We start from the raw sequence: 19026 nt of genomic DNA, 5'->3' as shown, positions 1-19026 counted from the left end.
CTGTCGCGACATTCAACGCGAGAATCCTGCAAGCGCCGTGTTTCCCGCGTACACGAGACGATCGACGAAGTTGAGCCAGCTAGCGCTGTTTCCTCGCACGTCAGCTTCGTGTTTGACCTTTACCAGCCACTCCTCAAGCACCTCGGAGGAAGTGATCTGACGATCCGGCCGCGAGAAGCACATATCGCTCAGCCAGTTCAGACCTTCGCCGAGTTGGGTGTCTATGGGGAGTCGACGCAGAAAACGGACAAGATCAAGTAGCGCTGGCATTCTGCCTGCGGCGTGCGGCAGCCACCGAGGAATGAACTCCACCAGTACTTCAGGATGCACCCAATCGAAAGTCGAACGTCCGAACTCTTCGTGCAGGCCCCGGGCTGAGAGCGGATGGCTTGGCAGAAGATGTCCAAGGGCATAACCGCCGAAGGTATCGTCTCGCCCATAGAGGTCTTTGTTCGCGTCTAGTTCGTTTAGCACGTGCCCCAACAAGGTGGGCCACAGCTCTTTAGCTGAATCAGCAAGTTCTTGACTCTCGGTTCCCACGGCTGCCAGATCCCGCAGAAACGCACTGAAGACTTGACTGGCAGGCATCAGCGTTGTTACGTACGAGAGCAACAGATTCTCGTCTGAAAGTGATCTGTTCTGGAGTAATGCTCGGGCTGCGCTCACAGTCTCAGCGCCATGGTCGTCAATGAAGTGGACGCCTTCGGACGTCTCCTGGACGACCATCGCGATCGCTTGAGCCTGCAGAAGCCTCTTGAGATCGCTCTGAGCGCTCTTCGCGATGCACGCCTTCGAGATGGCGGCGTGTCCAGCGGCACGAATCGTCGCACTCAAGCGTGAGGTGTCGAGCCTTCCTGGTGCAACAGCGGAAACCCGATCTGCGATGTTCTCCGTGATGGGCTCCCTAGGCAGCGGCTCTTGAAGCTCGTCGTCAAAGTCAGGCACTTCGCAGAGCGCAGCGAGATCGAGCACCCACTTGTAGGCAGTCGTATGGATACAGGGGCTTCCGGAGCAAGGATGATCCCAGATGGCGTCGCAAGAGCGTGCGAATCTGAGGCAGGTGTCGGTCGCCGCGAGTTGGCCGAATGTCGCCACTGTTGTCTCGATATCGTCCATGATGACGCCTGCGATTGCGAGTTGTTCAGTCAGCTCGGGGAGCAGCAGATACGGCACCGCTGATGCCGCTGCACCTCGGGTCCCTATGTCGTCCTCGTACTCAAGCGCGTCGACGTCGTTTGTTGACGCGTCCGCGTACGCCCGGAGAATGCCGAGGGTGCAATTGATCGCGAAGGACGCGTTCACACCGAACGCTTCAATGTTGCCAGCCGCTGCGCTGCGCACTGCTGCGGCTGAGACGTGGGCGACTACGAGGGGAAGGTCGTATGCGGCGAACTCGGGTGGATTTTCATACAGATCTTTGACCTCTGATAGGTCCTCCGCAATCTCACCCGGCGTTGGCGGCTCCGAGCCGTCCTTCTGCTCCCGTGCAGGAATCCAGTACTTGTTCTGAAGCCCGATTAGAAGGTTGCCGCGACCGAGGTCAGCTCGTAGCGGAGCAAGCTCTTCTTCAATAGCCTTCGGCTCGTTGAACGAGACGAGAAGGCCGCCCTCTATAGGCTCAGTCTCCATATTGTCCGCATCAAGTGTCGCCGCCCAACGGATGACGGTTGACTCACCGATACCGGCACGATCGGAGTTCGCTATGAGATGCTGACCCAGGTCCCTTAGTTCTGAACGGCGTTCCGCACCGGCGTTCAACACAAGAAAAGCAGCGACATCGCGCAGTTGCCACTTGCGCCGTTCCGGATTGATGATTCCATCATCGGCCGCCAGCATGATTCCAACGGCTTCGTGAGTGGCGCGGCTCAGGTCAAGCTGCCAGACAAGGGGTTCCACGAGGTATCGATCGAGTACCGTAGCGTCGTCACCCAAGTGACGAATGGTGACCCCCAGGAGGAGCGCGGGAATTGCAAGGTTTTCGCATCCGCTCAGCAATGCGGTTGCAACATCACCAATAGCTGCGCCATCGCGGATCGAGTGGTCCACCCATCGTTCCACTGCCTGTAGTGCACTCATGCATGGGTATGGTCCGTTCGTGTTGCCGCGGTACCAGCCCCATACGTTGCCGTCGCCGACGTAGGTTCGTTCGGTGCCGTCGATCGCTAGTGTCACCTTCGAACCGGGATCGATCGATCCTGATCCATCCTCTGTCCGGCACCGGATGTTCGCTGCATGGTTGAGCATTCTGTTCACCACTGGAATCCAATCCACGTGTGAGCAGAACCGAGTCAGGACCCAAAACGGGCCATACATGTGGTTGCTGAGTTTGTAAGAGCCGTGCCGTTGGTGGTCGCGAATGCCGTCCCAGTGTCTCCACCCGCCGCTGCCCTCGTGATCGATGTAGTAGGACTCAGTGAGGGTGAGGAGAAGCTGAGGATCGTGCATCCCAAGCCCCCAGGCGCTCCAGAAGAAGTCGACAGCGGGTTGAAGGCGCGATGGGGACTCGGCTGCTACCTCCAGGAGGCATGCACGTGTTTCGTCGTTGATGTCAGGGCCAAGGAGAGCCAGCAGCTCAACGAAGCGCTCTTCGGTGATCTGCCAGTTCAGCTTGCTCCGGCGCCGTCTCATTGTTGTATGACCTTGGAAGACGTCAAACACAGCGTCGCCTTCAAGCTCCTGTGCCGCGCTCGACCGGTCAGCCTGCGGGTAATGCTTATGCCAATGGTCGAGCAGGACTCTGCGAAGCGCGAGACGAGTGGAGTTGCCGGCAGACAACTGTTCCAGTAGGGAGGATTTGAGCCAGTCTGACACCAAACGGTAGGTCTCGTTATCACGGTGCCACAGTTGCTCTGTTTCCTCAACGAGCAAGCGCACGACCGGCTCACCTCGTCGGACGTCGATCATGTTGTCATGTCGCTGATGCAGCGAAACGACTCGGACAATGTTCGCGAGAACGTTCTGCGTATCTGTGCCGGATTCGTCGATCATGCGGCGGAGAAGAGCATAGGAGTTCGGCATCTCAAGTACCGCTTCGAGCGGCACGTCCTTCCAGCGGACGCTGGCTTCCTCTCCCAGAGCGTCAAAATCGGCGATCTGTATCGCGAGTTCAGCATGGGGATCGTTTGCGCCGGAAAGCCTGCCCTCGCATGCGAGCTTAGCGGCTGACATCGACCATCGCGCTGGTCCGGATGTCTTCAGAGTTCCGCTCAGGGAAGGGGCCTGCACTAGACAGACAGCGGTTGCGAAGCGACGGACCTCGTCATGGGCAAACTCCGGCGCGGGCCTTCTTAGATTCGCTGGTGCCACCAGCCGATCTGCCCGGAGAGAGTCGAGTGCTGCGTAGTCGGCGCCTGAGTAGGCCTTTTCGGGGCTCGGGAGGCCGAGTGCTGCCTCGCTCATTGACAAGAGGGTTGCGGTTCTCGCTGCCGCTGAGCTTTGACCCACTGCACGGCCTATGAGGTCCTGCCAAATCAGCTCGAGACAGTCCCAGTCGGCCAGCGGCTTGGTGACTGCGGAACCGGTACGCGCCAAGAGGTCAATGATCGCCAGTCGCCGAAACAGCGATTTGGTGGGGATGTTTCGCAGGGCACCTGCGATCGCTGGCACCTTGGTTCCCACGGCGCGAAGCTCGCTGTCATCGAGTCCAGGCACTTCGAATCGCTGTGGGTCGGGGTATATGCCGTGGAGCGTGTTGGAGGCTTCGTTGACTGCCGTGTCGGCGGCGACGAGCACTATTCCGACTCCTGCTGCATGTGTCGCTGCCACAAGTTCTCGGAGGAGTGGTGCACGCCCTTCATTGGCGGCATCGGCGGCGTCAATGATGAGGACGCGATCAGGTGCAGACATCTCCCCGAGTACGTCAGTAAGAGACATTCCGAGATCCGCCGACAGTGCCGCAACGCTGTCGCGGGTCCGTCGCAAATTGAGCACTACGCACTGAAAATCGCTGTTGCGGTCCGCCAGCGCCGCTGCCGACGAGAGGGTCACCGCGCTCTTGCCTATCCCGGATTCACCTGTAACTAGGAGAGCCCCATGTGTCTTGCCTGCGTGAGCGATCGTGGCCTGAATGTCCGCCTGTAGCTTCGCTCGTGGCAGTTGGATTCCGTCTGCCAGATCGTGGCGAACGGCAACCCTTGCGGATTCCTGTTCCAGGCTGAGCTGCGCCCACGCATCCTTAGATCGGCCGGCGTCTGCTGCGAGAACAGAGTGGAACTTGTGTCGGAGCAAGGCACGGTCAACTACAGTGCCTTGCTGATCAAACTGAGTAGAGCCGGCCGAGTGAAGGGCATCGCGGACATCGGTCCCCTTCTGTCCGTGCCGGGCGAGAGGATTGAGCCGGTTTCCAATTTCTACCCAGTCAGTTTCGTCGTCGGACTCGACGCGAAAACTCAGGATCCATAGGCGGTTGAGGAGTGACCAGACGATTCTCCGAAGTTCGTTGTCGGAGGCCGTCGGCCGCGCCTGAGATACCAGCCTTGTCAGGTGCTCGTACCGCTTCGCATAGCCTGAGTTCCGCCCAGGCGTGTGGATCTGTGAGTAGAAGTCAGCTTCCGTTGCGTTGTCTCGTGCAAGGGAGGCGAGGAGCTGAACTTCCTTAGTCGAAGAGGCCATAGTTGCGACGGCGACCGCAACGTTTGCACACTCGTCCTCTGCCAAGGTCTCGACCTGGTCAACAAGGGTTCTGACGAGTTTGGCTGTCTTCGAATGGCTGCGGGTGAACTGGGGGGCGCGTCGAGCTGCGATGTGGACGACGATCGTTTCTCCATCGTGTTCAGCCTCTACCCTTAGATCGTCGACGGGATCGGTTGAGCTCGTCTGGAAGGCGACCCTGACGACAGGAAGCTCGTGAGTCTCAGCTCGCCCGGCGCCCAGCAGCATGTCGGCGAGATAGCTAGTCGCGATTCGGTGAGCAAGGGTGTTCCCTCCGCCACCGCCGGCATACGGATTGACCACCGCGATCTCTTTCTCGCGCGCGTTCACGTTATCGGCGCCCATGCTCTAGACCTCCCCGATCGAACGTGTTGCCGACAGCTTCACCCAGCCACGATCCCTCACAGGCAATGAACGCCAATAATCGGCGATCTCAACCAACTTTCCTTCCTCTCGGGGCACGCCAGATCGAGAGGATGGACCAGGGAACGCGGTTTCCTCAACGCGAGCGTCGTAACGCATGTCGTCTGTTGACTCCGAAGAACTTGCTGAAAGCCGTTCTTCTACGGAAACCCATTGACAGTCTCGAATTCTCATCGCGATCCATACACCTCGAAACCTCCCTTGGTGACGGCCTGGACGTATGAAGCTGCCCCCGCAATCAGTCGAAGCTGCTCGACGCTTGAGGCCTCGATGCTCAGGCCTGGCTGAGCGATGATCGTCGTGAAGCGTGGGAACAGCAGCGGCGCTTGCTGTCTGATCTTGAACAGTGCCCCTCGATCGCCGATCTCGAACGCCGAACCGCCGAAGCTGCGTTCGTAGCCACCGGCCCGCTGATCGAGGTGTTCGAGAAGCGGCAGTGCGGCCTTGTCTCGCCACCGAGCTCCTCGCATCGCTTGCCCGCACACTTCGTAGAGATCGGCAAGTCGCGATCCGGGTTCTGGTTTCGATGAATATTTGCAATGCACGAGGGTGACGTGAAAATTCCCGCCCTCAACTCGGAGCCCAACGAGGTCGGCCGCCTCACCAGATCGGTCGTCGTCGATGAGGATATCGAAGGTCTGGTTCTCCGAGAGGTGTCGGGCCATGAATGCCTGGATCGAGTCTTGTCTGCGCTCACGGCCTTGCGACTCGACCGTGATGTTCACGCCACCTGCTGCCCAGTCGAGAGTGCGCAAGTTCTCCCGGGGGTATGGGGCGAGTTCGGTGCGCGGCTCAAGAAGCCGGTCATCTCCCGTAATCAGCCGATCGCCAGAGAGCAGCAGCGTCGGCTTGTGGTTGTTCAACCACGTAGACAGTGGTGAACTGGTCCCGCGTCCGGCTTCGACCGTGGCATCGTCGGCTACTGCGCGGTAGTGAATACCTCTCTCGCTGAACCGTCCTTCGTACGCGAGTTCCCAGTTTGGGGTGACTACCGAAAAGAGAAGATGACCGACGGTGCCGTAGTCGTCAACTCTCAAATCCGCGTCGGTGAGAAGAACGCCCGAGCCGTCGTACACGACGCGCGACGAGGTACCTGCCCCGAGATACAGATCCCACGGCCATTCGACCGCCAGGAACGGGTGAGGAGGCCGTTCCTTCACGTCGATCGGAATGATCATCTCGCGGAACAGAGAGCGGACGTCAACGGAGCTATCGCGAAGTTTCGTACCTTGGTCGTGACACCAACGACGCCACTCAACGAGGTTGGACGCAGCCCTCATCGACCAGAATCTGCCCGAAAGTGCCGCGGATATGGTGACTCGTTCGCCGTCCTGGAATGCCTTGGCAGCGACGTGGGTGTTGGTCTTGTTGCTCTGCTCTGCCTCCGTCAGCGCTGTCTCGACGTTGCTTCCGACGTGCATCGAGAACCGCTTATCGCGATCCCGGGCGTCTAGTAGGCCAATGTTCGTTGGCACGAGACGGTCGAGTCCAGCGAACACCTTGAACGTGTCGAATCCGTTGACCGGTATGGGCTCGTGCCCAAGAACCGCCTCCACGAGATCATCCAGGCCGCGCTTCGTGTCAGATGAGTGAACATAGAGGAGGCCCTGAGACCGATCGAGGAACAGGACGATGAGTGCGTAGTCAGTGGCACGGATGGAAGGAATATCGCCCCATCTAAGGTCAGTGATCGACTCGATTACGAACCACGCGATGCTGTTGTCTTGGTTGACGCTGACAAGTCCGTCCAAGACTTTATCTCCATAGATGCGCCGCGCCGCGAGTGGATCCCAATCCAAGTTTGTGGCCTTGAACGCTCGCGCGCTCATTTTTGGCTCCAAGAGGCCGACGGGAACGTCGGGCGGTGTCTCGATGAACGACGCTTCAAAGTCGCTGAGTTCATCAGCTTGTTCGGTCGCACGCTCGGTGATGTCACTGAGGACCTTGTTCCAATCCGGGTCTTCTCGGAGGAGGAACCGGAGTGGAGAGAGTGCTTGTTTAGGGTCTTGGCGTATAAAGACGCTCGCTTCGCCGATCGGAACTGGAGACGATGTCCTTGCTAACCGCCCGATGAGCTGGACCATCGGGCTCAGAGACTGGTGCGCATCATGGAACGCGCCGACTTTAAGTGTCGGCAGATCGAAGCCCTCGCCGAGCATGTCGACGCACACGATCACGCGGCTGGAACGGTTGCGCATCGCTCGTAAAGCTGCGGTTCGATCTCTTACTCCAAGCGAGTCATAGATCACTTTCGGAGCGAGGTCCGGTGCTAGCCGCGAATACAACGCATGGACTTCGTCAGCTCTCGACTTCGTATCGACACGTGCTAGCAGGAGGTGTTCATGTCCTGCGGCCAGGTCACTTCGTAGCCGGGCGATCGCGGCCTTAGCGAGTGCCTCGTCGTCGTCATCGAGATCGAGGACGGCAGTGAAGTCGATTTTGCTGAAGTAGCCCTCTCGTTGCGCCTCTCGTAGCGGAAAGCGGAAGATCACACGTCCCGGCAGCGTGCGTCCGTCACGCCGATAGGGAGTCGCAGTGAACAAAAGAACAGGGCGGTCAGCGAAGGCGCGGATGATTTCGGTCCAGGTGCGAGCTGGAGCGTGGTGTGCTTCATCGACCAGAAGATGCGTGAACCCCGCGAAGAAGGCCCGGCGTACCGATTCGCTTGAGGCGTTGATAGCGCTGGGAGTCGCAATGACAACGTTGCAGGCAGCTGCGAAGCTGGCGGCATCTTCTTCGCTGTCGAATCGGCCAGAGACTCGTCCTACTCGTGGTCTGAGCGCGCCCGGGCCGACTATTCCTTCCTGTTGAAGAATGCCGAGCGTCTCGAACTTCGACGCGAGCTGCTCCCGTAACGCGGACGAGGGAACGATTACGAGGACTCGTTCCGGGCGTCGCGCGACCAGCCACGCGAGCATAGTTTCTGTCTTGCCGGTCCCCGTCGGCATGACCACGGTTCCTGGCTCAGTGAGGCCTGATGATTGGTAGCCAAGGATGGAGTGCAGAGCACCGATCTGTGGACGGCGCAGGCTGTGTGGTCGGTCATAGGCGGTGAACCCTATCGCGCCCTCAAAGGAGTCGAGGATCTTCTCTGCAGGGATCGGGTCTCTCTCGCCGATCCATTCGATCACGCCCTCGGCCTTGTCGATCGGTAGTACGGCAGCTATTCCGTCATCAGGTTGAGTCTGATCTGGTGAAGCCGTGGAGCATTCGCCGTATTGGCTGCGGGCGGTCTCTGTTTCGTCTTCGCTGAGGATTAGTGAGTCGTGGGCCGGAACCAACAACTGTCTGATGATGTTCTTGCCGACAGCGCTTTCCGTCGCCCACACGGATGCGGTTCTCATCGCTGTCTCCCGATCCGCTTTGGCCAGTGATGCCATCGCCCGTTGGCTACGGCAGAGACATGGCTTGCGTTGCACGAGAACGGCCGGCGACGGGCGCTCTGCTCGTTCGCTGAAGGTGGCTTTGCGAGAGATGAGCTTGTCACCGGGTACCTCCTATCGGTGACGCGGTCACCGACAGTTCGTCAGACATCCCTCTGATTCTCCAGCATGTGGATCGCCGCGACCAGACGACACGCATGAGCCAGTGCACGTGCCCTTCCGCTCCTTGGGCATGGGAGCGCCAACGTTGACTGAATGACTCATCTTCTAAAGCCCTCCCACGTTCCAACTTCTATCCATACTGCGTTCTCGCCGCTGTCGGCCGTCTCGTACATCCGCGTATCCACTGCGCGCCAAGCGGAGCGAAACGGCGAGCGAGACGGCTTCTCAATCCCTGCCCAGCGCGAGGCGAACAGGAAGCAGGCACATGGGCTGAGTGCTCTCATCTCTGCCGAGTTTGTCGACCGCGGTCAATCTGGGCTGAGTACAAACCGTCCGGAGCTTCAACGGATGCTCGCCTACCTGAGAGAGCATCCTGTCGACTACGTCATTGTCCACAAGCTCGACCGGCTAGCCCGATCACGTGCTGACGACATCACGATCAGCCAGGCGGTTCATGCTGCAGGTGCCCGTCTCGTCTCGACTACAGATGGGATCGACATGACACCGAACGGTGTGCTGCTGCACGGGATCATGGCATCGATCGCGGAATTCTATTCACGCAACCTTGCGCAAGAAGTCATGAAGGGTATGCGGCAGAAAGTCATCCAGGGTGGGACTCCGAGTCGCGCACCGATCGGCTATCTCAATGTCCGGCTCCAGACTGATGACGGACAAGAGTACCGAACCGTCATCGTTGACTCGGATCGAGCCCCACACGTCGCCTGGGCATTCGAAACGTACGCGACGGGTGACTGGAGCGTCGCTCAGCTCGTGGCTGCGCTCGAGAAGCGAGGTCTACGAACTCGACCGACACCGTCACGACCACCCGCAGTTCCTACCGTCACGAGCTTTCACCGAGTGCTGACCAACCCGTATTACAAGGGCATTGTCACGATGAACGGTGCCCAGCACGCCGGATCACACGAGTCGCTCGTCTCTGCATCCACCTGGGATACGGTGCAGCGGCTCCTCGGTGCTCGGCGTAACGGCGAGCGCAGCCGCATCCACACGCACTATCTCAAGAGCACGGTTTATTGCTTCAACTGTCATCGGCGACTCCTCGTGCACAAAGCTCGTTCAAAGAGCGGGCGCATCTACAACTACTTCGTCTGTTCCGGCAGGCAGAAGGCTCCAAAATGCACGCAGCAGGCACTTCCGGTTGCGGACGTTGAGCGCCAAGTTGAAGCAGCGTATTCATCGGTTGAGATCTCTGGCGCACAGCGACGGCAGATTGAGCAGTCTCATCAACGACGTCTCGACCGCGACGCGTGCGACAGCGACCAGAGACTGGCCGAACTCGACGAGCAGGCTGAGGCTCTGGCCTCGCGTCAGGCGAAGCTGCTCGACCTCTACTACTCGGATGGCATTCCCCGCGAGATCCTCACCAAGGAGCAGAAGAAGCTATCTCAGGAGTTGACCCGGATCGCAGGAGAACGCGAACGCCTCAGCGAGGATACGAGCTCCATCGTGCGGCGCGTCATCGGCGTCCTCGATCTTCTCAATGACGCTCACGCGCGCTACCTAGCCGCGACGTCGGATGCGCGGAAGCAGATGAACAACACACTGTTCAGCCGTATCCTCATCGGCCCAGCCAACGAGAATCTGCGCGTGGAGATGCGCGCTGAGGTCTTAGAGGTCCTGTCCTGCTGAAGCGACCAGCGGCGGTGTTCGCACAGCTGATTTGAGTGGACCTAAGGAGATTCGAACCCCTGACCTTCTCACTGCGAACTTGGCCCGCCCATCGCTACCTGGCGCCACTCGCCAGCCATCAGCCTCGCTCGTCCCAAGCGGCAGATCGTGGCCCCGTCACCGCTTCCATCAGAACTTTGGGATGGCGGCGCGCACCTGTCGTGAAGGGCATGAACAAGACTCGTCCGATGATCTAAGGAGAAGCAACATGCGTTTCGACAATGATGAGGCCCGGCTCAACGCGGTGCGAGGAATCGCGTATCTCCTCGAGGACCGCGATCGCTGGGCGGAGTTCCTCACCGCAGTCGCACAAGAGGCCCCTGCGCTCTGGGGCTTCCTGGAGTTCGCGACGGAGGCGTACGACCGGTTCTGGGAGAGCTTCAATAGCGCAGACGAGTTCGTGCCTGAACAGATCGTCGCCGAGTTGCAGGCAGTGCTCACTCATATGACGAGTCCTGAGCGCTCCGAGCAGTGACACCATCCGATCCTCCGGCCACTCTCCCGTATGAGGTTCTCCACTTAAAATAGCGCGGTGGAGAGCAGCCTCACTCTTCCCTCGAGAAGACGCGATCCAGCATCTCCGCGGTAGCCGGATTCACCATCTCGTTGCGGCGGATATAGTGCTGGATCGTAATCTTAGGGTCGGTGTGCCCTAGTAGTTCGGCGGCGAGCTCGACGCCGCCCTGCTCGTTGATCGCGGTCGCGACCGTGCGGCGGAACATGTGCGGTGTGACGCCGGTGATGCCCGCGAGGTCGAGCACATGCCGGAGTTGACGGCGCACGTTGTTCGTCGTGAGCGGGGTTCCCTCCCTACTGCAAAACAGCAGCGCGTCGAGCGACGAGTCTTCCAGTCGCGTCAGGCGACGCCGCACAGCCTCGGCGGTGAACGACGGGATTGCGACCGTGCGCCGTGACTTCGCGGTCTTCGGGTGATCCTGTCGCATCGTCGGCTCGCCGCGGTGCGTGACGATGGTGCCACTGATCCGAATCGAGGGAGTTGCGCTCGTGATGTCGATATCTCGGCGACGGATCGCAAGCGCCTCACCAATACGCGTGGAGGTGCCGAGCATCACCTCGACGATCGCGCTAAGTTGTCCGTCCGGTTTTGGGCCAGATGGCGAGCGCCCGGCTTCCCAATACGCGATCGCTGCACGAATCGCGTTCACCTCGGCGGGTGTCAGCGCATTCGGCGTCGAGGCAGGCCGCCGCAGGCGAGAGACGTGATCCATCGGGTTACGCGGCAGCACCTCGTGCCGCACCGCGAGCCCGAGTGCGAGTTTCAGCGCCACACGAGCCTGTTTCGCGCGGTTGTAGCTCTGCTTCGCGAGTTGCTTCAAGAAGTGATCGCAGCGGGCGACGCCGATCTCGCGCAGGGTGAGGTGCTCGAAAGCGGGCAGCACGAGCGTGCGCATGTTGCGTTCGTAGAGCTGCAGCGTCGTCTTCGAGAGCCGATCCTCGAGCTCGAGATCCTCCAACCAATAGGCGACCAGGTCGGGGAATGGGCTGTCGGGTGTGAGCGCAGAGCCGCCGGGTTGGAACAGGGTGCGCTCGGCGAGCTTGGCCTTCAGAGCGAGTTCCGCGGCGCGCTGGGTGTCGCCCGTCGCCTGCACGAGCCGGTTCTTGCCGTCCCAGTCGCGATAGCGGGCGCGGGCGACGACGCGACCGTTTGCGCTCGTGAGGAAGCCGATGTCGCCGAAGGTGCCGATCGTGAGGCGCTGGCGGCTCATCTCGTCACCTCCCGTCCGAGGGAGGCGTGTCGCGTTGCTGCTCGATCCAGATGCGCACGTCGGAGACGGCGAACTTCAGGTGCTTGCCGAAGCGGTATGCGCGTGGGCCGAGGCCACGGGTGCGCCAGTCGTAGACCGTCGAGACGGGCACGCCCAGGTAGGCGGCGAGCTCGCCGACGTCGAGCAAGGGCTCCAGACCCCAGGGGTTCTCTGCGATGCGTTCGGTATCCATGCCGAACAGGTGCGTCGCAGAGAACCGAGCACGACCGCCAGCAACGGACGGCTGCCGGAGTAGAGCAGCCAGGAATGGCCGCGGAGAGGTCAATTAGATGGCAATGTGATGACCGGATCAAATCTCACCTACGGAAAAGTCCCGGAAACCCTTGAGTTTCCGGGACCTTTCGGTCGACGGTGAGATGTCGCAAGACATCGAAATAGCTCGAACCTGCAGTTGCAGGTTCGAGCTATTTTGTTCTTCGGGCGGGTGCCTTGGGTTGCCGGTGGGTTGGTAGTCCTTGCTGAAGTCGACGGCGAGCTCGCAGAGCCGACTGGCCAGCAAGCCCGCCCGTCTCGTGCTTTCGGAGCGTCGTCGCCGACCTCACCTCACCCCCCAGACCCGGTGGGTCAAGCCCCACCATGACGAGCTCTAGTCTCGCGGGAACCTCGCACGCAGCGCTTCGATGCCCTGTTGCGCACTACGCCGCACATCAATCTCGGGATCCTTCAGCAGCGGGCGCAGGCGATCCACGTCTTCTAGGGCGCCCACGGCTCCCAAAGACCTCGCGGCTGCCGATCGCACTCGGGCCACGCTGTCGCCGAGCAGCCCGGCGAGTTCGGACGCTACTGGGAGGTTGCGCGCCGCGACAACCCTTGCTCCCATTTCACGGACGCGCCAAGCCGGGTTGCCGAGCGTGCCGATCACCGCAGGCGCGGCCGACTCGTCCCAGACGTACAGCAGCGCTCGGGTGCCCCAGAGCTCGGGCCAGTAGAGCACGGGCGCACCATCGAGGATTCCCTGCGCGTGGTCTCCGCCGACAAAGAGCAGAAGGTCGTCGCCTTCGTCCTGCCCCTTGATGAGGCCGAGTGCTCGCTCAACGAACTCGGACTGACCGTACCGCTCTACGGCAGCCGCCAGTCGCTGCTCGAGCGGCAGGTCTACAGGAACGGGCGCAGGATCTGAAGAGGAGATGTCAGGCATCCGATCACCCTACGCGGACCGCGCTCCGGTCAGTTGACCAAAGAGGCGCCTTCCCGCGTCGAACTCAGGATCCGCCCGCCGCATCTTCATCCGCCGCCACAATCTTCTGCACCGCGAACTGCGTGCGGTGCAGTTCCTCGTACCGGCCAGCCGCGGCGAGCAGTTCCTCGTGCGTGCCGCGCTCCACGATCGCGCCATCCTCGATCACGAGGATCAGGTCAGCACTCCGAATGGTGGACAGGCGGTGCGCAATCACCATCGCCGTCCGCCCTTCGAGCGCTTCGCTGAGCGCCGCCTGCACCGCGGCCTCCGACGTCGAGTCGAGCGCTGCCGTCGCCTCATCGAGGATCACGACGCGCGGCTGGGCCAGCAGGAGCCGCGCGATCGTCATCCGCTGACGCTCACCGCCGGACAGACGGTAGCCGCGCTCGCCGACCATGGTGTCCAGCTGGTCGGGCAGCGAGCGGATGAGCGGCTCGAGCCGCGCGCGACGGACCGCATCCCACACCTCGTCGTCGGTCGCTTCGGGCCGGGCGAGGCGCAGGTTGGACATGATCGTCTCGTGGAACAGGTGGCCGTCCTGCGTGACCATGCCAAGCGTGTGCCGCATGGAGGCGAAGGTGACGTCGCGGACGTCCGCGCCAGCGAGGCGCACGGCGCCACTATCGACGTCGTACAGGCGAGACAGGAGCTGCGCGATCGTCGACTTGCCGGCACCCGACGTGCCGACGAGAGCGACGGTCTGCCCCGGCTCGATCCGGAAGGACACGCCATGCAGCACCTCCTCGCCGCCGCGCGTATCCAGCGTGGCGACCTCCTCGAGCGAGGCGAGCGACACCTTATCGGCGGACGGGTAGCCGAAGTGAACATCGTCGAACTCGACGGACACCGGGCCGTCAGGAACGACTGCGGCGTCGGGCTTCTCCTGGATGAGCGGTTCGAGGTCCAACACCTCGAAGACGCGCTCGAAGCTGACCACGGCGCTCATGATCTCCACGCGTGCATTCGCGAGGCTCGTCAGCGGCGCGTAGAGGCGGGTGAGGAGCAGCGCCAGGGTCACCACATCACCGGTTTCCAGCTGGCCACCGAGCGCGAGGGCGCCACCAAGTCCGTAGACGAGGGCGAGTGCAAGCGCGGAGACGAGCATCAGCGCGGTGAAGAAGACGAACTGCAGCATCGCGGTGCGGACCCCGATGTCGCGAACGCGGGCCGCGCGGACGCGGAACTCCTCGGCCTCCTCATCCGGCCGACCGAACAGCTTGACGAGGGTCGCACCGGGCGCCGAGAAACGCTCGGTCATCTGCGTGCTCATCGCCGAGTTGTGGTCGGCGGCCTCGCGGCGCAGCGCGGCGAGGCGGCCCCCCATCCGGCGTGCGGGGATGAGGAAGATGGGGAGCATGATCACGGCAAGCACCGTCACGAGCCAGGACGTGCTGAGCATGACGATCAGGGTCAGGATGAGCGCCACGAGGTTCGTGACCACGCCCGACAGTGTGCCGCTGAACGCTTGCTGCGCGCCGATCACGTCGTTGTTGAGGCGGCTCACGAGGGCGCCCGTCCGCGTTCGGGTGAAGAACGCGATCGGCATCTTCTGCACGTGGTTGAAGACGGCGGTGCGGAGGTCCAGGATCACGCCCTCGCCGATCCGCGCCGAGTACCAGCGCGTCACGAGCGATACGCCCGCGTCGGCGATGGCCACGAGCGCGATGAGCACGGCGAGCCAGATGATTGTGGAGAGCGCGCCCTTCGCGACGATGACGTCAACCACCCGGCCGGCGAGCACCGGCGTCGCGACCGCGAGAACAGCGCCCACGATCGAGAGTGCGATGAAGATCACCAGCTTCGACCGGTAGGGCACCGCGAACGTCAAGATTCGCCGCACCGACTCACGGGAAATGCCGTTCTTGCTGTTCTTGGCGTCCGAGATCTTGTAGAGCGAACTCCAGGCCACGCCTTCCATGCTCATAGCGGTTCCTTCCGTGGATGCCGGGCTCAGCTTAGGCCGCGGCTTGTCCCAAATCGGGGTTGTCCGCCAGGGGCGGAGTGTGCTGCCGGCTGGAGACTCCAGGAGAGAGACGCGCGCGCCCCGCCTCGTGAGAAACAGGATCGCCCTCCCGCGTGCGCGCCGGGAATGTCGCCCTTCTCGGCTTGGCGGAATACCCATGAGGGGTATACGGTTGCAGTTACAGCTACCCGGTAGGGGTATTTAGTTTTCGAAGGAGACGCAATGATCACGAACGAGTACCAGGTGACGGGCATGACGTGCGGGCACTGCGAGATGTCGATTCGAGAAGAGGTCGCCGAGGTGACCGGAGTCGAGGACATTCAGGTGAGTGCCCAGACCGGCAAGCTCGTGGTGACCAGCTCCGGCCCCGTCGAAGACGCGCGCATCTTGGCCGCCGTCGCGGAGGCGGGGTACACGGCGGTGCCAGCGGCATGAACGCAGGCGCACGACTAGCGGTATATGGGCTCGGGGTGGTGGTGGCGTTCGGCGCGGCATTCGGCCTCGCCGGCGTCGTTGTCCCGGAGAGTGTTGTGGGTGATTGGACGAAGGGTGCGGAAATGAACGGTCACGAGGGCGGACACACGTCTAGCGAAACTGAGGCAGCTCCCACCGCGAGTGTCGCGGCGGACGAGCTGAAGGGCCTCACTCTTGGCCTCAACGGGTACGTGTTGTCGCAAATCGATGCTCCTGCGGGAGTCGGTGAGCCTGGCGAGCTGACGTTCCAGATTCAGGATGCGGTCGGCACCCCGGTCACGGAGTACACGACCGCGCACGACAAGGACCTGCACCTGATCGTGGCCCGATCCGACGGCAGCCAGTTCCGTCACGTCCATCCGGTCCTCGACGCATCCACAGGCACCTGGTCGGTGCCGTGGGAGTGGGCTGCGGCCGGAACCTATCGAGTCTTTGCGGACTTCACGCCAGCGGGTGCCGAGGCAACAGGCCTGACGCTCACCCACACCCTCCAGGTGGCGGGGGAGTTCGCTCCCGTGGCGCCGCAGCCAACCCGGGTGTCCGAGGTCGACGGATTCACCGTGACGCTCGACGGAGACCTGGCAACAGGCACGGCGAGCGAGCTCACGCTCAGCGTCGAACGAGATGGCGCGCCGATCACCACGCTCGAGCCGTACCTTGGCGCATTTGGCCACCTCGTCGCGCTGCGGGAGGGCGACCTCGCATTTCTGCACGTGCACGCCGAGGGCGAGGAACCCAAGGCGGGTCAGGTGTCCGGCCCGGACATCGGCTTCTTCGCGGAGGCACCGACTGCCGGGCGCTACCTCCTCTACCTGGACTTCCAGGTCGACGGGCAGGTGCACACCGCCGAATTCGTGATCGACGCCGGCCACGGCGCACCCGCGACCGACCCCGGCCACAGCGCACCCGAGACCGACGCCGACGAAGAGTCACACGAAGACGGGCACTGACCGTCAGGGCTCGCCTTGCCCCGCCGCGGTCGATAGCCGCAGCACTGAACCTTTGCACTGCCAAGAGAAGAGAAGAAGCACATGAGTCCATCAGCGGCCCCGAACGTCGGGGCAGGTGTCGAGCTGGAGATCGGCGGAATGACGTGCGCCTCCTGCGCGATGCGAATCGAGAAGAAGCTCAACAAGCTCGACGGCGTCGTCGCGACCGTGAACTACGCGACAGAGAAGGCGAAGGTCACCGTTCCTGACGGTTACGACCCGGCACTGCTGATCGCTGAGGTCGAGAAGACCGGGTACACGGCCGCGATGCCCGTGGCCAAGGGGAAGAAGCGCGACGACGTGGGTGCAGGAGACGCTGACGACGCGGATCCCGAGCTCCTATCGCTGCGCAACCGGCTCATCGGCGCGATCATTCTGACGGTTCCCGTCGTCGCGATGGCGATGATCCCGGCGCTCCAGTTCACCTACTGGCAGTGGGCGTCGCTCGCGCTGGCCGCACCCGTGATCCTGTGGGCCGCGTGGCCATTCCACAAGGCCGCGTGGACGAACCTGAAGCACGGCGCCGCCACGATGGACACGCTCATCTCGATGGGCACATCCGCCGCCTTTCTTTGGTCGCTGTACGCGCTGTTCTTCGGCACCGCCGGAACTCCCGGCATGACGCATCCCTTCGAGTTCGCGTTGGCTCCCTCTGATGGTGCGGCGAACATCTACCTCGAGGTCGGCGCGGGGGTGACGATGTTCATCCTTGCCGGCCGGTACTTCGAGAAGCGATCGAAGAAGCAGGCCGGGGCGGCGCTGCGTGCGCTGCTGGAACTCGGCGCGAAGGAGGTCGCCGTCCTGCGCGGCGGGGTCGAGACGAAGATCGCCGTCGAAGATCTGGCGGTTGGCGACGAGTTCATCGTGCGCCCGGGGGAGAAGATCGCCACCGACGGTGTTGTGGTCTCCGGGACCTCAGCAGTGGATGCATCCATGCTCACCGGCGAAGCCGTGCCGGTCGAAGTCGCCGAGGGCGACGCGGTGACCGGGGCCACCGCCAACGTGGGCGGACGACTCGTCGTCCGTGCAACCAGGGTCGGCTCGGACACGCAGCTGGCGCAGATGGCCCAGCTCGTCGAGGACGCCCAGACCGGGAAGGCGGAGGTGCAGCGCCTCGCGGACAGGATCTCCGGGGTCTTCGTGCCGATCGTGATCGTGATCGCATTCGTCGCCCTGGGTGGCTGGCTTGGCGCCGGATTCCCGGTGACGGCGGCCTTCACCGCTGCTGTGGCCGTCCTCGTAATCGCGTGCCCTTGCGCCCTGGGCCTCGCAACTCCGACGGCACTCCTGGTCGGCACCGGTCGAGGCGCCCAGCTGGGCGTGCTCATCAAGGGCCCAGAAGTTCTGGAATCCACCCGCAAGGTCGACACGGTTGTGCTGGACAAGACCGGGACGGTCACCACGGGAAAGATGAGCCTCGTCGACGCGTTTGTCGAGGAAGGCACGGAACGGACCGAACTCCTGCGACTCGCGGGTGCGCTCGAAGAAGCTTCGGAGCACCCGATCGCGCAGGCAATCGCCAAGGGTGCGACCCAAGAGGTCGGGGCCCTGCCAACGCCAGAAGGCTTCGCGAACATCGAGGGCAAGGGTGTGCAGGGCATCGTCGACGGACACGCAGTGTTGGTGGGCCGCGAGTCGCTGCTCGCCGAGTGGTCGCAGTCGCTGAGCCCTGAGCTGGCGTCCACGAAGGCACGCATCGAGAGCGAAGGCAAGACGGTTGTGGCCGTGGGTTGGGATGGACGGGCCCGCGGCATCCTGGTCGTCGCCGACACCGTCAAGCCGACGAGCGCCGAAGCGATCGCGCAGTTCAAGGCGATCGGCTTGACCCCGATTCTCCTCACCGGAGACAACGAGGCCGTGGCTCGACAGATCGCCGCAGCTGTTGGCATCGAGACGGTTATCGCCGAAGTGCTGCCCAAGGACAAGGTCGACGTCGTCACCCGTCTGCAGAGCGAAGGCAAAGTTGTCGCGATGATCGGAGACGGCGTCAACGACGCCCCCGCCCTCGCGCAGGCCGACCTCGGTCTCGCAATGGGCACCGGCGCTGACGTCGCGATCGAAGCATCCGACATCACCCTGGTGCGCGGAGATCTGCGCAGCGCGGTGGATGCGATCCGACTGTCCCGGAAGACGCTCAGCACGATCAAGACCAACCTCTTCTGGGCTTTCGCCTACAACGTCGCGGCTATCCCCGTTGCGGCGCTCGGAATGCTCAACCCCATGCTCGCAGGGGCCGCGATGGCGCTTTCCAGCGTCTTCGTCGTCGGCAACAGCCTGCGCCTGCGCGGATTCAAGACCGTCGCCAAGCAGTAGCGCGACCGCGCCA

11 protein-coding genes are annotated in these 19026 nt (G+C 62.5%); 5 read left to right on the top strand and 6 right to left on the bottom strand.

Features of this window, described 5'->3' with window-relative positions; all coding sequences use genetic code 11:
* Positions 1 to 12 precede the first annotated feature (12 nt).
* Together C5B85_RS08820 and C5B85_RS08815 are read right to left on the bottom strand one after the other, a co-directional pair.
* Positions 13 to 4995, bottom strand: coding sequence for a hypothetical protein (locus tag C5B85_RS08820; protein WP_104285656.1), 4983 nt, complete (start codon positions 4993 to 4995; stop codon positions 13 to 15).
* Positions 4996 to 5243: 248 nt separating this feature from the next.
* Positions 5244 to 8453, bottom strand: a complete 3210-nt coding sequence (locus tag C5B85_RS08815) for a DEAD/DEAH box helicase (RefSeq protein ID WP_219819380.1) — start codon at positions 8451 to 8453, stop codon at positions 5244 to 5246.
* Between the two features lie 297 nt (positions 8454 to 8750).
* Between C5B85_RS08815 and C5B85_RS08810 the strand changes: the two genes are divergently transcribed.
* Positions 8751 to 10268 (top strand): recombinase family protein, encoded by a 1518-nt coding sequence (locus C5B85_RS08810; protein WP_374953093.1) that lies wholly within the window; start codon positions 8751 to 8753, stop codon positions 10266 to 10268.
* 247 nt (positions 10269 to 10515) lie between these two features.
* Positions 10516 to 10782: a hypothetical protein gene (locus C5B85_RS08805; RefSeq protein ID WP_104285653.1), complete on the top strand. Its 267-nt coding sequence runs from the start codon at positions 10516 to 10518 to the stop codon at positions 10780 to 10782.
* A 70-nt stretch (positions 10783 to 10852) separates the two neighbouring features.
* On the opposite strand, the gene C5B85_RS08800 is transcribed toward C5B85_RS08805, so the two are convergent.
* The 4 genes from C5B85_RS08800 to C5B85_RS08785 form a co-directional block, all read right to left on the bottom strand.
* Complete coding sequence (locus C5B85_RS08800) at positions 10853 to 12034, bottom strand: site-specific integrase (protein WP_104285652.1); 1182 nt, start codon at positions 12032 to 12034, stop codon at positions 10853 to 10855.
* A 4-nt stretch (positions 12035 to 12038) separates the two neighbouring features.
* A complete protein-coding gene (locus C5B85_RS08795) occupies positions 12039 to 12266 on the bottom strand; it encodes a helix-turn-helix domain-containing protein (protein WP_104285651.1) in 228 nt (75 codons plus the stop codon).
* Positions 12267 to 12680: 414 nt separating this feature from the next.
* On the bottom strand, positions 12681 to 13232 hold the full coding sequence (locus C5B85_RS08790; protein ID WP_181064352.1) for a HEAT repeat domain-containing protein: 552 nt from the start codon (positions 13230 to 13232) through the stop codon (positions 12681 to 12683).
* Between the two features lie 64 nt (positions 13233 to 13296).
* The gene (locus C5B85_RS08785) at positions 13297 to 15198 is read right to left on the bottom strand and encodes an ABC transporter ATP-binding protein (protein ID WP_104285650.1); all 1902 of its coding nucleotides are present in this window, start codon (positions 15196 to 15198) and stop codon (positions 13297 to 13299) included.
* A gap of 261 nt (positions 15199 to 15459) precedes the next feature.
* Here C5B85_RS08785 and C5B85_RS08780 point away from each other — a divergent pair, with 261 nt between their 5' ends.
* From C5B85_RS08780 to C5B85_RS08770, 3 genes are all read left to right on the top strand, one after another.
* Positions 15460 to 15672, top strand: coding sequence for a heavy-metal-associated domain-containing protein (locus C5B85_RS08780; RefSeq protein ID WP_104285649.1), 213 nt, complete (start codon positions 15460 to 15462; stop codon positions 15670 to 15672).
* Positions 15669 to 16661 carry a heavy metal-binding domain-containing protein gene (locus C5B85_RS08775; protein WP_104285648.1) on the top strand — a complete coding sequence of 331 codons (993 nt, stop codon included), beginning with the start codon at positions 15669 to 15671 and terminating at the stop codon, positions 16659 to 16661. Before C5B85_RS08780 ends, C5B85_RS08775 begins: the two co-directional genes overlap by 4 nt.
* A gap of 81 nt (positions 16662 to 16742) precedes the next feature.
* Positions 16743 to 19013 carry a cation-translocating P-type ATPase gene (locus C5B85_RS08770; RefSeq protein WP_104285647.1) on the top strand — a complete coding sequence of 757 codons (2271 nt, stop codon included), beginning with the start codon at positions 16743 to 16745 and terminating at the stop codon, positions 19011 to 19013.
* The last annotated feature ends 13 nt before the right edge of the window (positions 19014 to 19026 follow it).

It is taken from the genome of Pseudoclavibacter sp. AY1F1 (genome assembly GCF_002931075.1).
In the GTDB taxonomy this organism is placed as follows: Bacteria; Actinomycetota; Actinomycetes; order Actinomycetales; family Microbacteriaceae; genus Pseudoclavibacter.
Note: the sequence above shows the minus strand (reverse complement) of the source record. Positions and strands in the feature narration are given on the sequence as shown.